The sequence below is a fragment of the Corynebacterium mucifaciens genome, from assembly GCF_012396315.1.
In the GTDB taxonomy this organism is placed as follows: domain Bacteria; phylum Actinomycetota; class Actinomycetes; order Mycobacteriales; family Mycobacteriaceae; genus Corynebacterium; species Corynebacterium mucifaciens.
This window is the reverse complement of record NZ_JAAXPF010000008.1, coordinates 34,529-51,948: the sequence shown is the minus strand read 5'-3', so window position 1 is coordinate 51,948 and position 17,420 is coordinate 34,529. Positions and strand designations below refer to the sequence as shown.

Sequence of the window (17,420 nt, the reverse complement as noted above, 5' to 3'; positions counted from 1 at the left end):
AGTCCAAGCGTAACCGCTCTGCAGGTGTTTCCTTGGTGTGGCTCGCGGTTCGGTGGGGGTTAGCCGGAGAAGAGCAGGCGCAGGCCTTCGCGGAGGTCGGCCACGATGCGGTCGGCCTCCGATTCGGGAACCCGCAGGTTGTCCAGAGTGAGACCGTTGATCAGCGCGGTAACCAGACGCGCCTTGGGTTTAGCATCCCCCTCACCACCGAGCGCAAGGACAACACTGCTCTGAAAGTCTTCGAGGACCTCGGTATAGAGATTCGCAATCCAGTCCCGGGTCGCAGAGGCGGAGCCGTACGTGACCCAGATTGCGGCGTCTTCGGAACGCACCCCTCCGATCGGGAGGAGCTCGGCAAGCCTCGCCACCCAGGTTTCGAGCTTGTCTCCCCTTTCAGAAACTGCAGCCACTCGCTCCCCCTGGCGCTGGATGGAACGGATGAACGCGTGCGCAAGCAAGGTGTCTCTATTCGGGGCGTGATACTGCACCGAGCCGGCGGCGAACCCGGACTCTTTCGCCACCTCCCGCACGCTCACCGCATCGAGGCCGCGCGTCGCGATGATGCGGATGGTCGCGTCGGCGACGGCAGCGGCCGATTCTGAGAACTGATGGTCCAGGGAAAAGTCATTCATGGTTGCGCACCAGTCTAGGTTCTCGTACGTTCGTAAGACCGTAATACGTTCGTATGAGAGAATCGGAGCGTCCCATGGGTTCAGTCATCGCCGTTGTTGGCTTGGCGCTGCTCGACAGCCTGAGCTTGGGCACCCTTGTCATCCCCCTTGCGCTCATCGTCCACTGGCGCGCTGTGAGAGTGTCAGCGCTGGCTACGTACCTGGTCACAGTTGCGGCGGTCTACTTCCTCCTCGGGCTGGGACTGCTCCTCGGGTTCGTCGGCTTGGGCTCGGTCGCCGAACAGATCACGCAGACCGATGTCTTCCCATGGATCACGTTGATACTGGGCGCAGCCCTTGCGATTTTCGGCATCTTCGGACCCGACCCCAAGAAGCCCGAACCCGGGCAGTTGCCGAAACGCGCGGCCAGCGCAACAAGCAGTGTGCCAAGCATGGTCGCCTTAGGCCTCGGCGCATCGCTTACCGAGGCGGCGACGATGCTGCCGTACATCGCAGCGATGGGCATCATCGGCAGCTGGGAGATCCCATCCGTGGCAAAGGCTGGAGCCGTGGGCATCTACTGCCTCATTATGATCGTGCCAACAGTTGTCCTCGCTACCTTCGCGCTGCTCTTCGGCCAAAAGGTTTTCCCGCGGCTCGAGCGCCTCATCCCCCGCCTCGAGTACGAGGCAAAAGTGACGCTTCTCTGGATCGCCGCCATCGTCGGCATCTACATGGTGATCCATAGCGTCCCGATGCTCCGCGGCGACCTCCCCGCCTCGTAATGAGGACTGTTTTCGCGCGGCGGCTGCATTGGCGCTCGCCTCCCCGGGGCCGTTACGGTAGCTACGGTTTCCACCCCTCACCTGCTCGAGGGGAAATCATCTAACGCATTGAAAACGGTATACCTATGGCTGCCCCTCACACCGAGACCACTCGCGAACCGCTCGCGCCGACGGGCGTTGTGGAATCCTTCCGCTACGCATTTTCGTCACCCACCCGCCTGCGCAAGGAGGTTCTCGCCGGACTGACCGTTGCGCTGGCGCTCATCCCCGAAGCCATCGCCTTTTCCATCCTCGCCGGGGTTGACCCGTCGCTCGGGTTGTTCGCCTCCGTGATCATGGCCATCACCATCGCGTTCACCGGCGGGCGCCCCGCGATGATCACGGCCGCCACAGGCGCTGTCGCCCTAGTCATCGCTCCCGTTGCCCGGGAGTACGGGCTGGACTACTTCATCGCCACCGTCCTGCTGGCGGGCGTGCTGCAAATCGCGCTCGCCGCCCTCGGCGTGGCCAAACTGCAGCGATTCATCCCCCGCTCGGTGATGATCGGTTTCGTCAACGCACTGGGAATCTTAATCTTCACCGCGCAGTTGGAGCATCTTATCGACGTACCAAAGGTCGTCTACGTCCTCGTCGCCGCGGGCATCGCGATCATGCTCGGGTGGCCCAAACTCTCGGGCGCCATCCCCGCTCCGTTGATCACCATCCTTGTGATCAGCGCGGTCGTGGGGCTGACGGGGATGAGCGTGCCCACTGTTTCGGATATGGGGCAGATGCCGGATTCTCTGCCGCACCTGTTCATTCCCAACGTGCCGTTGACGCTGGAGACGCTGCAGATCATCGCGCCGTATTCCCTGGGTATGGCGATTGTCGGCCTGCTGGAGTCGCTGATGACCGCGAAGCTGGTGGACGACATCACGGACACGCACTCCAACAAGACCCGCGAATCCTGGGGGCAAGGCGTAGCCAACATCGCCTCCGGACTGTTCGGGGGAATGGGCGGCTGCGCGATGATCGGTCAAACCATGATCAACGTCCGCGAATCCGGGGCGCGCACACGGCTGTCCACACTGCTGGCTGGCGTGTTTCTTTTAGTACTGATCCTTGTACTCGGCGACGTGGTGGGCATGATTCCCATGGCGGCGCTGGTCGCGATCATGATCATGGTGTCGGTGGGCACCATCGACTGGCGTTCGATCCACCCCCGCACCTTGAAATTCATGCCGCTGTCGGAGACGGTGGTCATGCTGGTAACCGTGGTGGCCACACTTGCCACCAGCAACCTCGCAATCGGCGTGGTGTTTGGCGTCCTCACCGCCATGATCACATTTGCTCGCCGCGTCGCCCACCTCGCAACGGTGGAACAGGTCTCCGCCGAGGACACCACTAACGACGGGCTCGTGGACACCCGCACCTACCGCATCCACGGCCAGCTCTTCTGGGCCTCCAGCAACGACCTCGTCTACGCCTTCGACTACACCGACTCCGCGGAGCACATCATCTTGGACCTCAGCGGCGCCGAAGTGTGGGACGCATCCACGGTGGCCACTCTAGACGCCATCACCCAAAAATTCGGGGACAAAGGCAAGCGAGTCACCATCACTGGCCTCGAGGGCCCAAGTAAAGACCGGCTCGACCAACTATCCGGAAAACTCAACTCATAGAGCCCCCTCCTCCCGTAGGCTGCACACCATGCAGCACCAGGGATTCGACGACAAAGGGCTCCCCCGTGACAAACCAAGCGACACTCCGCGTGGATCTGCTGGCCGCAGCTACGCGGTTGCAGCAGCGCTGATCGTGGTGGCCGTCCTGTCCTTTGTGTTCCTGTCCGGGCCGACGGCGGTGTTCATCGGCGTCGCCACCGCCGTCGCGGGCGCAGTGTTCTTAGTCATGGGCATCCAGGCCGCCAACGACCGCCACCCCGACACGCTCGAGCGGGACATGTACGGCCTGCCCGAGACGCACTACGCCGACGTCGACCGCCAGTTCGGCCACGCCTCCCCGCCGGAGACGGTTGGCGACGCGGCCAGCGACATCGACTGGGACGGGGATTTCCGCCGCGAGTTCGGCGGGGGTGATACCGGCGGCGGGCCGGAGGGGCGTCGATAGGCAATCGAGCTCGGACGTGTGCAAGGTCTGCGCCGGCACCTTCGACCTCTCAGCCACAGGAGTGTTTCCAGAACACTTCTTCAATTTCCGGACACTGCGAAAACCCTGCAAGGCCAGCGGGCAACGCTTTGCGCACGTGAACGAACCGCTGGGCAAGAAAGCAGCAAAGGCCCCGAAGACGCAGAACCAACCGCAGTCGAGGCCATCTACAGAAGCCCCGGCCCCGAATCTGCCGACCCTCCGGCTTACCTCAAATGGCAAAGCAGAATGCCCCGCTTGCTACAGGTTGCTCACACCAAGCACGAGGAACACTCTGCCTGTACACAAAAACAACGGAGAGAGTTGCCGGATGAGCAACCGGGCATTCGAGTTTGTGACGCGAAAAGGCAAGGCCGCGAAGCAACCCTCGGCCACCGTGCAGCATTACACCCAGAAGTACAAGGTGCGCTCGCCGGAAGAAATCCGGAAGGAAAAGAAGAGGCAGGGCGGCACGAGCAACCGGAAACGGGAGCAGGAACGTGAGCGCCGGCGGCAGCAGCGACGATCCGACAGCTATGCGCTCGATTGCTACGACAGCTGGGGGCAAGACGATCACAGTGTTGATCAGGGACAAAGCGTGCGGACGTACCGCGGTGGCCTACCCGGGCAGGGCAGGCGCCGGTAAGAGATGGGCACTTGCCCCATCTGGCCCTTTGTGAACGTAGATACTGAGCATCAATTCGCCTCACTACGTAGATAGAAACGCATTTGAGCTGGCGTTTTCAGTTGTGAACATAGATGGGCTTGACACTGTTGTGATTGCGCGCAGCGGTGAGCCACTCGGCGATTCGGGCGGGGATGGTTTCCGGGGCTTCACCGGAGGCGTCGATGGAACGCTTCGCGCCGCGGTGGCCGGAGGCAGCGTAATGACAACAATCCTGCTCAAGTATCGCGAAGTCGATTTCGAACGCCCGCAGCATTTCGACGATAGCAATTGGGAGGGACTGCTTTTGGAACAGCAACGGTTCGATAGAGCAGTTCTAGCGGAGGATTTAGGGGATGTAGTCGGATCTCTAAAGACGATGATTGAAAGCATCTCCAAAACAGTTCTGGAACTAGGAGGGGAATCCCCGAACAACAAAACGACATTTCCTACCGTTTTTCAATCAGCGCACGCCAAACTGCTCGATCAATCGGTTGAAGGGCACAACGTTAAGGGGCCCTCCAGGAATGTCCTTGAGCAGGCAAGGAAGATGATTCTTTCCTTAGACGAGATACGAAACCAATCTGGCTCTGGGCACGGCCGAACTATCTTGCCCGACATTAAGCTCGACACAGTTGAGGTTCTTTCCGCAATTGCCTTTTCATGGATTCACTGGGCGCTTCCACGTATCGACAAATTCGCAGAAGGTCGGCCTGATGTTCTAATCAGGGATTTGATAGTGATAAACAACACTTTCACCCGTGGGCTGCTGGTCAATCGGCTGTTGGACGCCAACCTCGACAAGCTCGAGCCACAGCAGCAGAGAGAGATTGGACTTGCGGTCGCAAGACGCGGCATGCAGGGAACGTTCGTAGTTTGGGGCGATGGAGTCGAAGATTGTGCGAGATCCGACTCAATCAAGGACTGGTCAGTCGGTTATCGCGAGGGTGTCTTTCAAGGTCTTTACACCGACAAATTCGGCAATCTTCATGCCAATCCATCCTCGATTCTGGCCAGCCTGCGGGTCATTGACCCCATCCCAGACATCGAGGAACTCGTGAAAGAAACAAATGAAGTGTGCAAAGCATCAGTACCCTTCACCCCGAACGGGCATGGGACGGCCTAGTTACGAAACAACGTCTGGATGCAGCCTTCCAACAGCAGATTGAATATCGAAGCGCTGAGGACGCTGAACAGCTGTGGCAACTCAAGGCCACACTAGGGTTACCTCCCTTCTAAGGAGAGGTGCGCCGCGCGCACCTTAGCTACGGACCCAGCGCCCCGATTGGAATCACTGCGACACCGTCGTTCCGGCGGAGTGCGGGGCCTCCCGAGGTGATCACTACCAATGCAGGGTCGTCATCAAGGTGCCCTGCGAACCGCTTGAGTGTGTCGGCCGCATGCTCAATCACCTCTGGGGTGTAGCCCAGTTTCACTTCGACTAGCACGTCCCGGCCGCCGACGTTCGCGACCGCGTCGACCTCCAGCTTCGTGTTAAGCCGGGCGTGGTACACCGTTCTTCCCGTGAACGCACGAAGTTCATGCACCACCAACGACTCAAAGAGTTGGCCGAAGTATGCGGGGTCCCGGAGTAGGTGCTCCGGCCCTCGATCCAGAGCCGCCATGGCAAAGGAAGGGTCAGCGAGATGGCGCTTCGGCGCTTTCCTCAGCGTCGCTTTGGAACGCAGGTGCGTGAACCAGGCAGGCTGATCCACGGAGACGAAAATGCTCGCGAGAGCATCGAGATAGTCTCGGGTTGTTTCCCGAGAGGTATCGGCATCGGTCGCGATGGTTTGCAGCTCGAGCTCAGTGCCCACACCACGAGCTAACGAGCGGATCATCCGTCTGACTCGCTCTGAATCACGATTGACTCCGCCCGGAGTGCGAATATCCACGTCCGCAACGGTTTGTATGTAGTCCCGGACGTTTTCAAGCGCATCTTCAAACGGGAGACCGACGTTGTAAGGAAGGCCACCCCGGCACACTCGTTCCGCCAATTGCGGAAGTGTTAACGCTGGTGCCGAAAACGGCAACGGATCACCTGCAACCGCCGCAGCAAACGATACCGACCCATCCGATTCCCCGGTTTCAAAAAGGGTCATAGTCGACATAGTCATTCGTGCGAACCGGCCCGCGCCCGAGTGGCTCGTCGCGTCCGCCCCAGGGGCCGTGGAACCGGTGAAGATGAACTGCCCCTTCGCCTGGCGCTCATCAATAACGTGCCGTGCGAAATCCCACAGTCTCGGCTGCAACTGCCATTCGTCGATGAGTCGCGGTGTGGCACCGTCAAGCAGCAGCCGCGGGTCATTATCCATGGCGAGGGTGACACCCGGATCGGTCTCCACGTTTAGGAAACTCGCTGCTTGTTGTTTCGCCGTTTCCGTCTTTCCGCAGCCTTTCGGTCCCTCAATAAGGACGCCGCCCTGTCTGCGGAGCGATAGCCCCAATTCAGCATCTGCCAATCGTGGTATGTACCCGTTCACCATACGGCATCATCGTAGCAGTTACGAGCTCTTGCTTGGCATTCTGAAAGCATCCAGATTGACATTTTGAAAACATATCGCTTGGCGTTTTGAAAGCAGATTACTTAGCATTTCGAAAACGGGGCGGGCCGGAGGGGCGTCGATAAGCAAAGGGACCCTACTTCGGCTCCCACAGCGTGCTGGGCGCGGCGAGCGCGCTACGGTCGCGGGCGAGGATCAGCTTGTCCAGGTCTGCCAGCACCGCGTCGACGTCGGCGGGGTTGTACTGGCGTTCCCGGCGCGCCTGCTGCAGCTCCCTGCTCGCTGCCCGTAGCGCAACTTCCTGCATCTGCGCCGCCCCGGCGCGGGCGCGCTTGAAGGCTTGCTTTCGCTCCTCGGATCCCTCCGGGTCCTGCAGGCGCTTCTCCGCAATGGAATCCAGCCACTCCTGCACCATCGCGTAGGCTTCCGGCGCGAACTCCTCGCCGTGCTGCTTCACTGCCTTGCGCGCAGCGGCGTACGCGCGCTGGTTCAGCTCTTCGACGGCCTTGTCCCCGCCCGGTCCGTTTTGCAGGTCGAGCTTGTCCACGAGCCACGGGAGCAGCAGCCCGGGTACCACCATCGTGCAGGTGAGCACAGTCAACGCGACCACCGAGAGCTCGTGGTGATACGTGGTCGTCGAGGCGGGAATTGCCAGCACCAGCGCCAACGTGACCAGGCCGCGCATGCCAGCCCACGCCATGAGCAGCACTTCCTGCATGCGCAGCGGTGAGACGTTGGTGTGATGCATGTTCTGGTTGATCCTGTACAGCACGAACATCCAGGCAAACCGGACAGCGAAGGCGACGGCGGAGAGGACGACGCCGACCTGCACCGCCTGCCAGATGTGCGTGCCGGCGGTGTCGAGCGCGTCGCGCACACTCATGCCGATCAGGCCGAACGCGACGCCGGTGAACAGCAGCTCCACCGTCTCCCAGAACGAATGGCCGGTCAGGCGGTCCTCGGCGGTCATGGCGGAGCGCGACGACATTTCCACCGCGGCGATGACGATGGCGATGACGCCGGAGGCCTCGATGGCCTCGCAGCCCGCGTAGATGGCGAACGGGAGCACCCAGGTAAACGCGGTGCGGATCACGGAATCCGGCACCGTGTTGGCGAACATGGCGGCCAGCCGGCCCACGATCAGGCCGATGACCACGGCGGCGACCGCCGCGTACAGGAACTGGAAGAACCCTTTGGTGAAGTCCACCTCGCCGTGAGCCACCGCCGCCGCCATGGCGACGTTGAAGGTGACGATGGAGGCGGCGTCGTTGAACAAACCCTCCGTCTGCAGGGTGCTGGTGATGCGCTTCGGGATGCCGGCCGGGCCCGCCACCGCGTCCACAGCCACCGGGTCCGGCGGCGCGATCGCGGCGGCGAGGACCATCGCGGCGGCGAGGCTCAGCCCCGGCAGCATCCACATCGCCGTGGCGGTCAGCGCCCCAATGGTGAGGAACACCAGGATGACGGACATGGTCAGCACCACGTTGAGCTGCGAGCGGATCTGCCCCCAGCTCGTGCGCCGAGCCAGCGACCACAGCAGCGGCGGCAGGAAGATCGGCAAAATTAAGTGCGGATCGATGGACACCGTGTCGATGCCGGGGATGAAGATCACCGGCGCGACCACAACAGTTAGAAGCGCCGGCCACGGCAGGCCAGTGCGCTCACCTACCGCGGCGACGAGGACGGTGGCTAGAAGCAGCCCGATTAGTGCTATGAATGTTCCCACGCCTGGCCATTTTAGGGTGCGGGGGTGTGGTTGGCGGGTTGGTAGTGGGCCCCGCGTTCCGCACATCCAGCTACAAGGATCCAGCTATTCGCTCCCAGGAGCCGATTAGCTGGGTCTTAGTAGCTGGATCCGCGCCAGCGGCGGCATCAGTGGCGGCGCAGCGTCGCCAGCGCCACCCCCTAGTGCCCGCGCGGCTGGCTCAACGGCTGGCCGGATTCGAAAAACGGGCGCAGCTGGTTGTCAAACAAGGTCAACGCGGCCGCGATGGCCATGTGCATGTCCAGGTACTGGTAGGTGCCCAACCGGCCTCCGAACAGGACGTTGTGCTGCTCGGATTCGGCGGCGGCGAGGCGTCGATAGGCTTCCAGCTTCTCGCGGTCCTCGGGCGTGTTGATGGGGTAGTAGACCTCATCATCCTCCGAAGCGAAGCGGGAGTACTCCTTCACAATCACCGTCTTGTCGGACGGGTACTCAGACCGCTCCGGGTGGAAGTGGCGGAACTCGTGGATGCGGGTGTATGGCACGTCCGCGTCGTTGTAGTTCATCACCGGGGTGCCCTGGAAGTCGCCGACTTCGAGCACTTCCTGCTCGAAGTCGAGGGTGCGCCAGCCCAGGCGGCCCTCGGCGTAGTCGAAGTACTGGTCCAGCGGGCCGGTGTAGACCACCGGCGCGTCGGGGTTCTCGGCGCGGACGGAGTCGCGGACTTCGAACCAGTCAGTGTCGGTACGTACGTCGATACGCTCATGCGCCGCCATCTTCTCCAGCCACGCGGCGTAGCCGTCGACAGGCAGGCCTTCGTAGGTGTCGTTGAAGTAGCGGTTGTTGAAGGTGTAGCGCACCGGCAGGCGCGAGATGATCTCCGGCGGCAGGTCGGTGGGGTCGGTCTGCCACTGCTTGGCGGTGTAGTGCTTCACGAACGCGTCGTAGAGCGGCTTGCCGATCAGCGCGATACCGCGCTCTTCCAGGTTCGTCGCGGCTGCGGGGTCGAGGCCCTCGCGCTGCTCCTCGATGAGCTTCTTCGCCTCCTCCGGCGAGTAGTAGCGGCCGAAGAACTGGTTGATCAGGCCCAGCCCCATGGGGAACTGGTACGCCGTGCCGTCGTGCATGGCAAAGACGCGGTGCTGGTAATCCGTGAAATCGGTGAAGCGGTTGACGTACTCCCACACGCGCTCGTTGGAGGTGTGGAACAGGTGCGCGCCGTACTTGTGCACCTCAATGCCGGTTTCCGGCTCGTTTTCGCTGTAGGCGTTGCCGCCGATGTGGCTGCGCTTTTCCACCACCAGCACGCGTTTGCCCAGCTCGCTCGCCGCCTGCTCGGCCACCGTGAGGCCGAAGAAACCCGATCCAACAACTATGAGGTCGTATGCCATGCGGCCCATTTTCGCACAGTTGCCTATCGACGCAGCTTCGCCGCGACACGCCCCGTTACGTCTCAAGTCTTACTTTAGAGTTGAACTTCCACTACACTGCACTTCTGTCACATTTGCCACTGTTGTCCCAGTGAACTTTAACAGCCTCAGGAGTACTACCGTGCAGCAACGTCGCAGCATCCAGGGTGGCGCGGCCCGGCCCGCCCGAGCCGCGATCATGCCCGTGATCGTGTCCATCCTCCTCATCGTCGCCCTCGTCGCCGCCAACGCGCTCAGCGGCAACCGCATCCTCCCGGTCCAGTCCCTCAGCGCGGACGCACCCGAGGTCTACACCACCTCCGAGTCCTTCGCGTCCGGCGCGAACGTCACGGTCGATGACGCCGCCATCCGCACCCAGGGCGGAGAGGACCAGGTACGGCGCGTGGTGAAGGAATTCACCAACGACCGCGAGTTCTCTCTGGTCGGCCTGACGTGGACGGGCGACCGCGACGTCGCCGCCTACGTGCGCGCCCTGCGCGCGGACGGCACCTGGTCCGAGTGGTTCCAGATGGACCGTCTGGACCCGCCGGCAGGCAGCGACAAGTTCGGTACCGAGCCGATCTTCGTGGGCCGCACCAACCGCGTCCAGGTCTCCACCGGCAACGTCGACCTGCTGGACGGCGGACGGACCGACTCCGCCGCGTCCACCACCGCCAACGACATTCAGGCAGTCTTCCTGGACGGCGGCACCGGCACAGCCGAGGGCGGCATCCAGCCCGTCGCCGACTCCTACACCTGGGGCATGCCCAAGGTGGTCACCCGCGCGCAATGGGGCGCCGGGCGCAGCAGCGCCCCGTACTACGCGGAACCCACCACCGCCGCCACCGTGCACCACACCGCCGGCTCCAACAACTACTCTGCAGCCGAGGCACCCGGCATCGTGCGCGGCATCTGGCAGTACCACGCCGTCCAGCTGGGCTGGGGCGACATCGGCTACCACGCGCTAGTGGACAAGTACGGCACCATCTACGAGGGGCACGCGGGCGGCATGGACCGCGGCCCGCAAGGCGCGCACGTGGGCTCCTTCAACCAGAACACCTGGGGCGTGTCCATGATCGGCGACTACCAGCGCGCCGAACCCACCCCCGCGGCGCTGAAGGCCATGGGTGACATCATCGGTTGGAAGGCCGCAGTCGCCGGTTTCGACCCCAACGGCAGCAGCTACCACTACGCCGAGGGCAACTTCAGCGGATCCAAGTTCGCCGCCGGCCAGGGCGCTACCTTCCCGAACATCAACGCGCACCGCGACTTCCACTACAACACCTGCCCGGGCGACAACCTCTACTCCAAGCTGCCCATCATCCGTGCCAACGCAGGGGCGAAGTACCGCGCGCTTCGCGCAGGCGAGCGCGTGGGCGTCGAGGCGAAGCCGAGCACGACGGCGGCAAACCCCGCCCCGGCTCCCACTCAGGCCCCTGCTCCGGCCCCGGCGCAACAGCCGTCCCTCGACGGCGTGCTAACCGCCCTCGCCTCCGGGGATCCGGCCACCGTCGCCGGCGCCGCGGGCACCGCCGTCGGGTTGGTGCTGCTCTACCTCGCCAGCCAGGACAAGCTGCCCGCCATCGACACCATTGGCGAGGTGCAGATTTACGACGGGCTGACGCTGGCAGACGCAGCCGAGCTTGCCAAGCAGATCAGCCCCGCAGTCGCACCCACGCTCAACGCCTTCGGTTCCAGCGACGCCGCCGAGGTCTGGACCACCCTTGAACCGGCGTTGGGCAAGCTCGTCGCCGGTGTCGGCGGCCCGACCGGTCCGGCCGTGGCGCTGTACGCGAACGGCATCGGCGCCCGCAACGACCAGGGCGAGATCATCGCCCTCGTCGGCAAGATCGCGGAGGCGTGGCTGCAGCAAGGCCTCGACGCCGGCCCGCTGGGCATGCCGATCACCCCGGGTTTCAACCCCAGCACCGACACCGTGCGCGTGGACTTTGAGGGCGGCTTCATCACCTACAACCCGGGCACCGACTCGGTGGACATCAACACCAACTAGGCCCCCGCGGGCTCGGGCCTAGGCGAGATCTAAGCAGCGCGCCACCGCGTCCTCCCACGCGGCGACAAGCCGGTCCCTTTCGGGGCCGGCCATTGTGTTGTTCCAGGTGGTCGCGGTGCCGGGCGTGAGCGGCTCGTCGAGAAGCGAAGCCCCTATCCCGGCTGCCGACGCCGCGCCCATGACCGTCGTCTCCGTATTGGCGGGCCGCTCGACGGTGAGCCCGAGGATGTCCGCCTGCATCTGCATGAGCAGGTCGTTGGTGGTCATCCCGCCGTCCACCTTCAACGACGTCGGCCGACCTCCCATCGCTTCCACCACCTCGCGCGCCTGCAGGCACGTCGCCTCCAACGCGGCCCGGGCGATGTGGCGCTTATCCACGAAACGGGTCAACCCCACGATCACACCCCGTGCATCGGGGCGCCACCGCGGCGCGAACAGGCCCGAAAACGCCGGGACGATCACCACTCCCCCACTGTCGTCGACTTGCCTGGCCAGGGTTTCGGACTCCGCGGCGGTGTTCAGGATGCCCAGCTGGTCGCGCAGCCACTGGATCAACGCGCCGCCCACAGCTACCGAGCCCTCCTGCGCGTACACCGGTGGCTGGCCCTCCACCTGGTAGGCCACGGTGGTGAGCAGCCCGCGGCCGCTGAACTGCGGCGTGTGACCTGTGTTGAGCAGCATGAACAGACCGGTGCCGTAGGTCATCTTGGCGTCGTTTTCATGGAGGCCCCCTTGGCCGAACAACGCCGCCTGCTGGTCGCCCAGCACGCCCGTGATAGGCACCCCCGCCAACGGGCCGCGGCGGCGGATCGTGCCGAAGTGGCCCACCGACGGGCGGATCTCGGGGAGGATGGCGCGGGGGACGCGGAGCTCGCTACAAAGCATCTCGTCCCACTGCAACGTTTCCAGGTTCATGAGCAGCGTGCGCGACGCATTGGTCACGTCCGTGAGGTGCAGCGCACGCTCCGGCTCCTTGGCGCCGCCGGTGAGGTTCCAGATCAGCCAGGTGTCGATCGTGCCGGCGAGCAGCTCGCCATTCTCCGCCCGCTCGCGCGCGCCCGGCACGTTGTCCAGGATCCACGCCCACTTCGGCGCCGCCGGGTACGAATTGTGCAGCAGTCCCGTCCTGCGCAGGTACCTCGCCGGGTCGCCGTTGTGGTTGGTGCGCGTGTCCTGCCACACGATGGCGTTGTAGATCGGCTTGCCCGTCTTCTTGTCCCAGATCACGGCTGTTTCGCGCTGGTTGGTCAGCCCGAGTGCGTCGATGTCTTGTTCGGAGATGTCTTCCGCCGCAAGCGCCTCGCTCAGCGCCCGGCGCGTGTTGCGCCAGATCTCCATCGGGTCGTGCTCGATCCAGCCTTGCTGCGGCATGTGCTGGGCGTGCTCGTATTGCGCCTGCGCGATGACGGTGCCGTCGGTGCGCGTGATGCACACGCGCGTCGACGTCGTGCCTTGGTCAATCGCCGCAATCAAAGCCATGCGCGCGATCTTACGGGTGGGGCGAGGGGGCTATCGGGGCGGCTGGGCCTTTCGTAAGCAGGTCTGGGGCACGGATCGTATAGCAACACTGAATCGTCTAGCGGGATGGTCGCCGCGCTAGACGATCCCGCGGTTAGTGAAAATCATGCTCATTATGAACCGGGGAAACACAGCAGCCGGTGTCAGATCGTCTAGCAGCAACCCCCGGCCTGCTAGACGATCCGCTCCCGGCCTCCCCACACCGCAGCCGAAGCATCTAGACGGAGTTCACAACCCGTGCGATACTTCGGCCCATGGGGGGAATACAACAGAAACGCAAGGCTGAGCTAGAGCTAATCCGGCAGGTCGCGGCCAAATCCAAAACTGCAGTCATCACCGGCCCAGCTGCCGCGCGGTGGCTAGACTTGGCAACTCTCACCTGGGTGACCAAGGTGGATCTCGCACTGCCAGGCGCATCACGGTCGTGGGGGAAGAAGTACCCAGACAGGATCTATCGCGACGGGCTCCTACGGGAGGCTGAATACCTCACCCACAACGGCGTCCGCACCGCCACGGCGATCCGGGCCATGTTCGATACTTTCCGCTACTACGGCCGCATGGATGCGCTGGTGCAGATCGAGTCCGCACGCTTCCAGCACGACCACCTGACCACCGACTACTTGCTGGCTAAGACCGAAACACTCACCCGCGCCCGCGGGATCAAACCCTTCCGCGAGCTGATCGCGTACTCCGCGGACACGTCGGCGAGCGCGCTCGAGACGATTGCGCGGGACACCCTCCTGCGCGCTATTGCGTCGGGCAGGCTCACGGGCGTGGAGACCATCGAGTTCCAGGTTGGGTTCCAGATCACGGACGCCGACGGCTGGGCTACCGTCGCGTGGGCGGACGCGCTCATCAACGGGTTTCTCATCGTCGAGGCGGATGGGCTGGAAAAGAACAGCGGCGCGATGGGAGATGCGGCAGATGCCTTACGACGTGAGCGCCACCGAGAAACGGAGCTGCAAAACCGCGGCGCGGTAGTTCGCCGTGTGGGGTGGACCAGCGTGCAGGAAGACGCATTTATCGCGCAGGTTCAGCACGCCATCAACCAGCGCCCCGGGGTGCACCAGCTGCCCAATCGGGTGGACACGCCGTACCGCGTGTGGCTCGCCGACCTTGAGCGGCGGGCTGGCTAGAACCAGCGCTCGAGCACTTCGGCGACGCCGTGCTCGTCGTTGGTGCGGGTGACTAGGTCGGCGGCGGCGTGCAGCACGGGCGAGGCGTTGGCCATGGCAACACCGGTGCCCGCCCAGCGGAGGAGCTCGAGGTCGTTGGGCATGTCACCGAACGCGATGGTCTCTTCGGCCGCCACGCCGTAGCGTTCGGCGAGGTAGCGCGCACCTGCAGCCTTGTCCACGCCGGGCCGGGAGACTTCGATCAACCCCTCGTCCATAGAGTAGGTCACGTGCGCCACCGTGGCGTCGATAGCAGGCGCGATGCGCTCGTACATCTGCGCAGACGTCATCGAAGCGCAGCGGACCAGCAGCTTTGCGGCGGGTTGGCTGATGAGGTCCGCGATGACGGCGACGCCGAACCTGCTGTCCCACGCATCCCGGTTGTACTCGGGGGTGATGAGGAAGCAGTCCTCCTCCGGGTCCAGCGCGGAGGAGCCGACGCGCTCCACGCCGTAACCGTGGGGCACCCCGTCAAGGGCGCGCTCGACAACCTCTACCACCTCGGCCATGGCCGCGGGCGCCAGCTCGAAGGCGTGCAGGACGCGGTCATCGGCTGGGTTGTACACCACCGCGCCGTTCGCGCACACGCACACGGGGGCCAGCGGCAGCTGCTCCAGCACTGGAAGGAGCCAGCGGTGCGGGCGCCCCGTCGCCAGGCCGAAGTGCGCGCCGGACTCCACCGCGCGCACGATCGCGCCGCGCAGGCGCTGGGTCACCCGTCCGGCGGAGGTGATGAACGTGCCGTCGATGTCCGAGATGATCAGGCGGGGCGCGGCGGTCATGGGGCTACTTCCTGCGCTTTCTCGCGGCCTTCACCGCCTTTTTCGCTTCCCGCTCGGCGCGTTCGCGGGCGTAGATGGCGTCGGCCTCCTCCAGGGTCGGCGCCGTGCCGCCGAGGGCAACCGGCATCCAGGGCTCGCCTTGGCCGTCGTCGAAGAGGTCGGCGTATTGGGCCCGTGAGGCGTCGAGAAGCAGTTGCATGCGGCGCTTGAGCTCGGCGGTGTCGGCGTCGGCGTCGCCGGTGAGCTGGACCGGCTCACCGTAGCGGACGATGACGGGGACGTTGCGGAAGTGCTTGGGCAGGTCCTTCGTCCAAATGCGCTGAGAGCCCCAGATGGCGCACGGGATGAGCGGCACACGGGCTTGGTGCGCGATGCGGGCGGCGCCGGTTTTGAAGTGCGCGAGCTCGAATGAGCGCGAGATGGTGGCCTCAGGGAAGATGCCCACCAAGTTGCCGCCGCGCAGCATGTCCACCGCGGGCGCTATGGAGTCGCCGCCGCGGGCGCGGTCCACGGGCACGTGCTTCATCACCTTCAGCAGGTGGCCGAGCACCGGAACGTTGAAGACGGAAGCCTTCGCCATAAACCGCACCAGGCGGTTGCCGTGCAGGTAGGGCCCGGTACCCAGGAGGATGAAGTCCGCGTATCCGGTGTGGTTGCCGGCGAGCATTGCGCCGCCGTGCGCGGGGATGTTCTCGGCGCCGATGACCGTGACATCGATCTTTGCCATGCGCATGACGCGCCGGGCGGCGCCGACGAGGCCTTGGTAAAACCGCTCGCCGGCCTCGTCCCGGTTGGCGGCTATCCCTTCGTAGAGCCCGGGAACCAAGAACCCGCGGTATCGGCGCATATCCATTAGGGCGTCAGCACATCCTTGCCCACCCACGGGCGCAGCGCCTCGGGCACGCGGACCGAGCCGTCGGCCTGCTGGTTGTTTTCCAGGATGGCCACCAGCCAGCGGGTGGTGGCCAGCGTGCCGTTGAGCGTGGCCGCGATCTGGGTCTTGCCGTCTTCGTCCCGGTACCGCGTGCGCAGGCGGCGCGCCTGGAACGTGGTGCAGTTGGAGGTGGAGGTCAGCTCGCGGTACGTGCCCTGAGACGGCACCCACGCCTCGGTGTCGAACTTGCGGGCGGCGGAGGAGCCGAGGTCGCCCGCGGCGACGTCGATGACTCGGTACGGCACCTCGACGGCAGCGAGCATCTCCCGCTCCAGGCCGAGCAGCTTCTGGTGCATCTCCTCCGCCTGCTCGGGCTTGCAGTACGCGAACATCTCGAGTTTGTCGAACTGGTGGACGCGCAAAATGCCCTTGGTGTCCTTGCCGTAGGAGCCGGCCTCGCGGCGGAAGCAGGAGGACCAACCGGCGTAGAGCAGCGGGCCGTCGGACAGGTCGATGATCTCGTCCTGGTGCAGGCCCGCCAGCGCGACCTCGGAGGTGCCCACCAGGTACATGTCGTCGCGCTCGAGGTAGTAGATCTCCTCGTCGTGCGCGTCCAGGAAGCCGGTGCCCTGCATGACCTCGGGGCGCACCAGCACGGGCGGGATCATCACCTTGAAGCCGGCTTCGCGCGCCTTCTGGGCGGCGAGCATGAGCATGCCCAGCTGCATCCAGGCGCCGTCGCCCGCCAGGTAGTAGAAGCGCGCGCCGCCGACCTTGGTGCCGCGCTTCATGTCGATGATGCCGAGCGCCTCGCCAAGGTCGAGGTGGTCTTTGACCTCGAAGTCGAATTCCGGCACCTCGCCCACGTGCTCGAGCACAACGAAGTCCTCCTCGCCGCCGGCCGGTGCGCCCTCCACGACGTTGGCGATGGAGTACTGCAGCTTCTGCACGCGCTCTTCAGCCGCGGTTTGCGCGGCCTCGGCGTCCTTCACGCGGACCTTGAGCTCGTTGGCGCCTTCCAGCAGCGCCGGGCGATCCTCAGGCGCGGCCTGGCCGATCTTCTTGCCAAATGCCTTTTGCTCCGCGCGCAGCTCATCCGCCGATTGGATGGCAACGCGACGGGCTTCGTCGGCGGCCAGCAACTCGTCCACAAGCGCCGGGTCTTCGCCACGGGCTCGCTGGGACTCGCGGACGGCCTCGGGGTTTTCGCGCACACGCTTCAGATCAATCACGCTTGTCTACCCTACCCTGTCCCCCG

General features: G+C 64.4%; 15 protein-coding genes. 7 read left to right on the top strand and 8 right to left on the bottom strand.

Annotated elements, in window-relative coordinates; all coding sequences use genetic code 11:
- Positions 1–59: 59 nt before the first annotated feature.
- Positions 60–632, bottom strand: coding sequence for a TetR/AcrR family transcriptional regulator (locus tag HF989_RS07940; RefSeq protein WP_168685439.1), 573 nt, complete (start codon positions 630–632; stop codon positions 60–62).
- Between the two features lie 74 nt (positions 633–706).
- Here HF989_RS07940 and HF989_RS07935 point away from each other — a divergent pair, with 74 nt between their 5' ends.
- From HF989_RS07935 to HF989_RS07915, 5 genes are all read left to right on the top strand, one after another.
- Positions 707–1,396, top strand: coding sequence for a GAP family protein (locus HF989_RS07935; RefSeq protein ID WP_168685438.1), 690 nt, complete (start codon positions 707–709; stop codon positions 1,394–1,396).
- A gap of 125 nt (positions 1,397–1,521) precedes the next feature.
- Entirely contained in the window at positions 1,522–3,057 is a 1,536-nt protein-coding gene (locus tag HF989_RS07930; RefSeq protein WP_168685437.1) for a SulP family inorganic anion transporter, read from the top strand.
- Between the two features lie 28 nt (positions 3,058–3,085).
- A complete protein-coding gene (locus tag HF989_RS07925; RefSeq protein ID WP_168685436.1) occupies positions 3,086–3,502 on the top strand; it encodes a hypothetical protein in 417 nt (138 codons plus the stop codon).
- A gap of 349 nt (positions 3,503–3,851) precedes the next feature.
- Complete coding sequence (locus tag HF989_RS07920; RefSeq protein WP_168685434.1) at positions 3,852–4,166, top strand: hypothetical protein; 315 nt, start codon at positions 3,852–3,854, stop codon at positions 4,164–4,166.
- A gap of 130 nt (positions 4,167–4,296) precedes the next feature.
- Positions 4,297–5,310 carry an abortive infection family protein gene (locus tag HF989_RS07915; protein WP_168685432.1) on the top strand — a complete coding sequence of 338 codons (1,014 nt, stop codon included), beginning with the start codon at positions 4,297–4,299 and terminating at the stop codon, positions 5,308–5,310.
- Positions 5,311–5,449: 139 nt separating this feature from the next.
- Here HF989_RS07915 and HF989_RS07910 read toward each other — a convergent pair whose 3' ends face one another.
- The 3 genes from HF989_RS07910 to glf form a co-directional block, all read right to left on the bottom strand.
- Positions 5,450–6,670, bottom strand: a complete 1,221-nt coding sequence (locus tag HF989_RS07910) for an ATP-binding protein (protein ID WP_168685430.1) — start codon at positions 6,668–6,670, stop codon at positions 5,450–5,452.
- A 154-nt stretch (positions 6,671–6,824) separates the two neighbouring features.
- Positions 6,825–8,414 (bottom strand): cation:proton antiporter, encoded by a 1,590-nt coding sequence (locus HF989_RS07905; protein WP_343033575.1) that lies wholly within the window; start codon positions 8,412–8,414, stop codon positions 6,825–6,827.
- A 179-nt stretch (positions 8,415–8,593) separates the two neighbouring features.
- Positions 8,594–9,784 carry a UDP-galactopyranose mutase gene (gene glf / locus HF989_RS07900; protein ID WP_210729106.1) on the bottom strand — a complete coding sequence of 397 codons (1,191 nt, stop codon included), beginning with the start codon at positions 9,782–9,784 and terminating at the stop codon, positions 8,594–8,596.
- Between the two features lie 160 nt (positions 9,785–9,944).
- Between glf and HF989_RS07895 the strand changes: the two genes are divergently transcribed.
- On the top strand, positions 9,945–11,813 hold the full coding sequence (locus tag HF989_RS07895) for an N-acetylmuramoyl-L-alanine amidase (RefSeq protein ID WP_343033574.1): 1,869 nt from the start codon (positions 9,945–9,947) through the stop codon (positions 11,811–11,813).
- An 18-nt stretch (positions 11,814–11,831) separates the two neighbouring features.
- Here HF989_RS07895 and glpK read toward each other — a convergent pair whose 3' ends face one another.
- A complete protein-coding gene (glpK, locus tag HF989_RS07890; protein WP_168685424.1) occupies positions 11,832–13,292 on the bottom strand; it encodes a glycerol kinase GlpK in 1,461 nt (486 codons plus the stop codon).
- 404 nt (positions 13,293–13,696) lie between these two features.
- Between glpK and HF989_RS07885 the strand changes: the two genes are divergently transcribed.
- Positions 13,697–14,467 carry a hypothetical protein gene (locus HF989_RS07885; protein ID WP_168685422.1) on the top strand — a complete coding sequence of 257 codons (771 nt, stop codon included), beginning with the start codon at positions 13,697–13,699 and terminating at the stop codon, positions 14,465–14,467.
- Here HF989_RS07885 and HF989_RS07880 read toward each other — a convergent pair.
- The 3 genes from HF989_RS07880 to serS are packed head-to-tail and all read right to left on the bottom strand — an operon-like array spanning position 14,464 to position 17,394.
- On the bottom strand, positions 14,464–15,288 hold the full coding sequence (locus tag HF989_RS07880) for an HAD family hydrolase (RefSeq protein WP_168685420.1): 825 nt from the start codon (positions 15,286–15,288) through the stop codon (positions 14,464–14,466). The two genes, HF989_RS07885 and HF989_RS07880, sit on opposite strands and share 4 nt — an antisense overlap.
- A gap of 4 nt (positions 15,289–15,292) precedes the next feature.
- Entirely contained in the window at positions 15,293–16,141 is an 849-nt protein-coding gene (locus HF989_RS07875) for a lysophospholipid acyltransferase family protein (RefSeq protein WP_246233885.1), read from the bottom strand.
- Positions 16,141–17,394 carry a serine--tRNA ligase gene (gene serS / locus HF989_RS07870; RefSeq protein WP_168685418.1) on the bottom strand — a complete coding sequence of 418 codons (1,254 nt, stop codon included), beginning with the start codon at positions 17,392–17,394 and terminating at the stop codon, positions 16,141–16,143. Before serS ends, HF989_RS07875 begins: the two co-directional genes overlap by 1 nt.
- Positions 17,395–17,420 lie beyond the last annotated feature (26 nt).

Excerpts from the sequence above, each read along its gene's own strand:
- HF989_RS07940 (WP_168685439.1), bottom strand. The coding sequence starts at position 632 with ATGAATGACTTTTCCCTGGACCATCAGTTCTCAGAATCGGCCGCTGCC.
- HF989_RS07935 (WP_168685438.1), top strand. The coding sequence starts at position 707 with ATGGGTTCAGTCATCGCCGTTGTTGGCTTGGCGCTGCTCGACAGCCTG.
- HF989_RS07930 (WP_168685437.1), top strand. The coding sequence starts at position 1,522 with ATGGCTGCCCCTCACACCGAGACCACTCGCGAACCGCTCGCGCCGACG.
- HF989_RS07925 (WP_168685436.1), top strand. The coding sequence starts at position 3,086 with ATGCAGCACCAGGGATTCGACGACAAAGGGCTCCCCCGTGACAAACCA.
- HF989_RS07920 (WP_168685434.1), top strand. The coding sequence starts at position 3,852 with ATGAGCAACCGGGCATTCGAGTTTGTGACGCGAAAAGGCAAGGCCGCG.
- HF989_RS07910 (WP_168685430.1), bottom strand. The coding sequence starts at position 6,670 with ATGGTGAACGGGTACATACCACGATTGGCAGATGCTGAATTGGGGCTA.
- glf (WP_210729106.1), bottom strand. The coding sequence starts at position 9,784 with ATGGCATACGACCTCATAGTTGTTGGATCGGGTTTCTTCGGCCTCACG.
- glpK (WP_168685424.1), bottom strand. The coding sequence starts at position 13,292 with ATGGCTTTGATTGCGGCGATTGACCAAGGCACGACGTCGACGCGCGTG.
- HF989_RS07880 (WP_168685420.1), bottom strand. The coding sequence starts at position 15,288 with ATGACCGCCGCGCCCCGCCTGATCATCTCGGACATCGACGGCACGTTC.
- HF989_RS07875 (WP_246233885.1), bottom strand. The coding sequence starts at position 16,141 with ATGGATATGCGCCGATACCGCGGGTTCTTGGTTCCCGGGCTCTACGAA.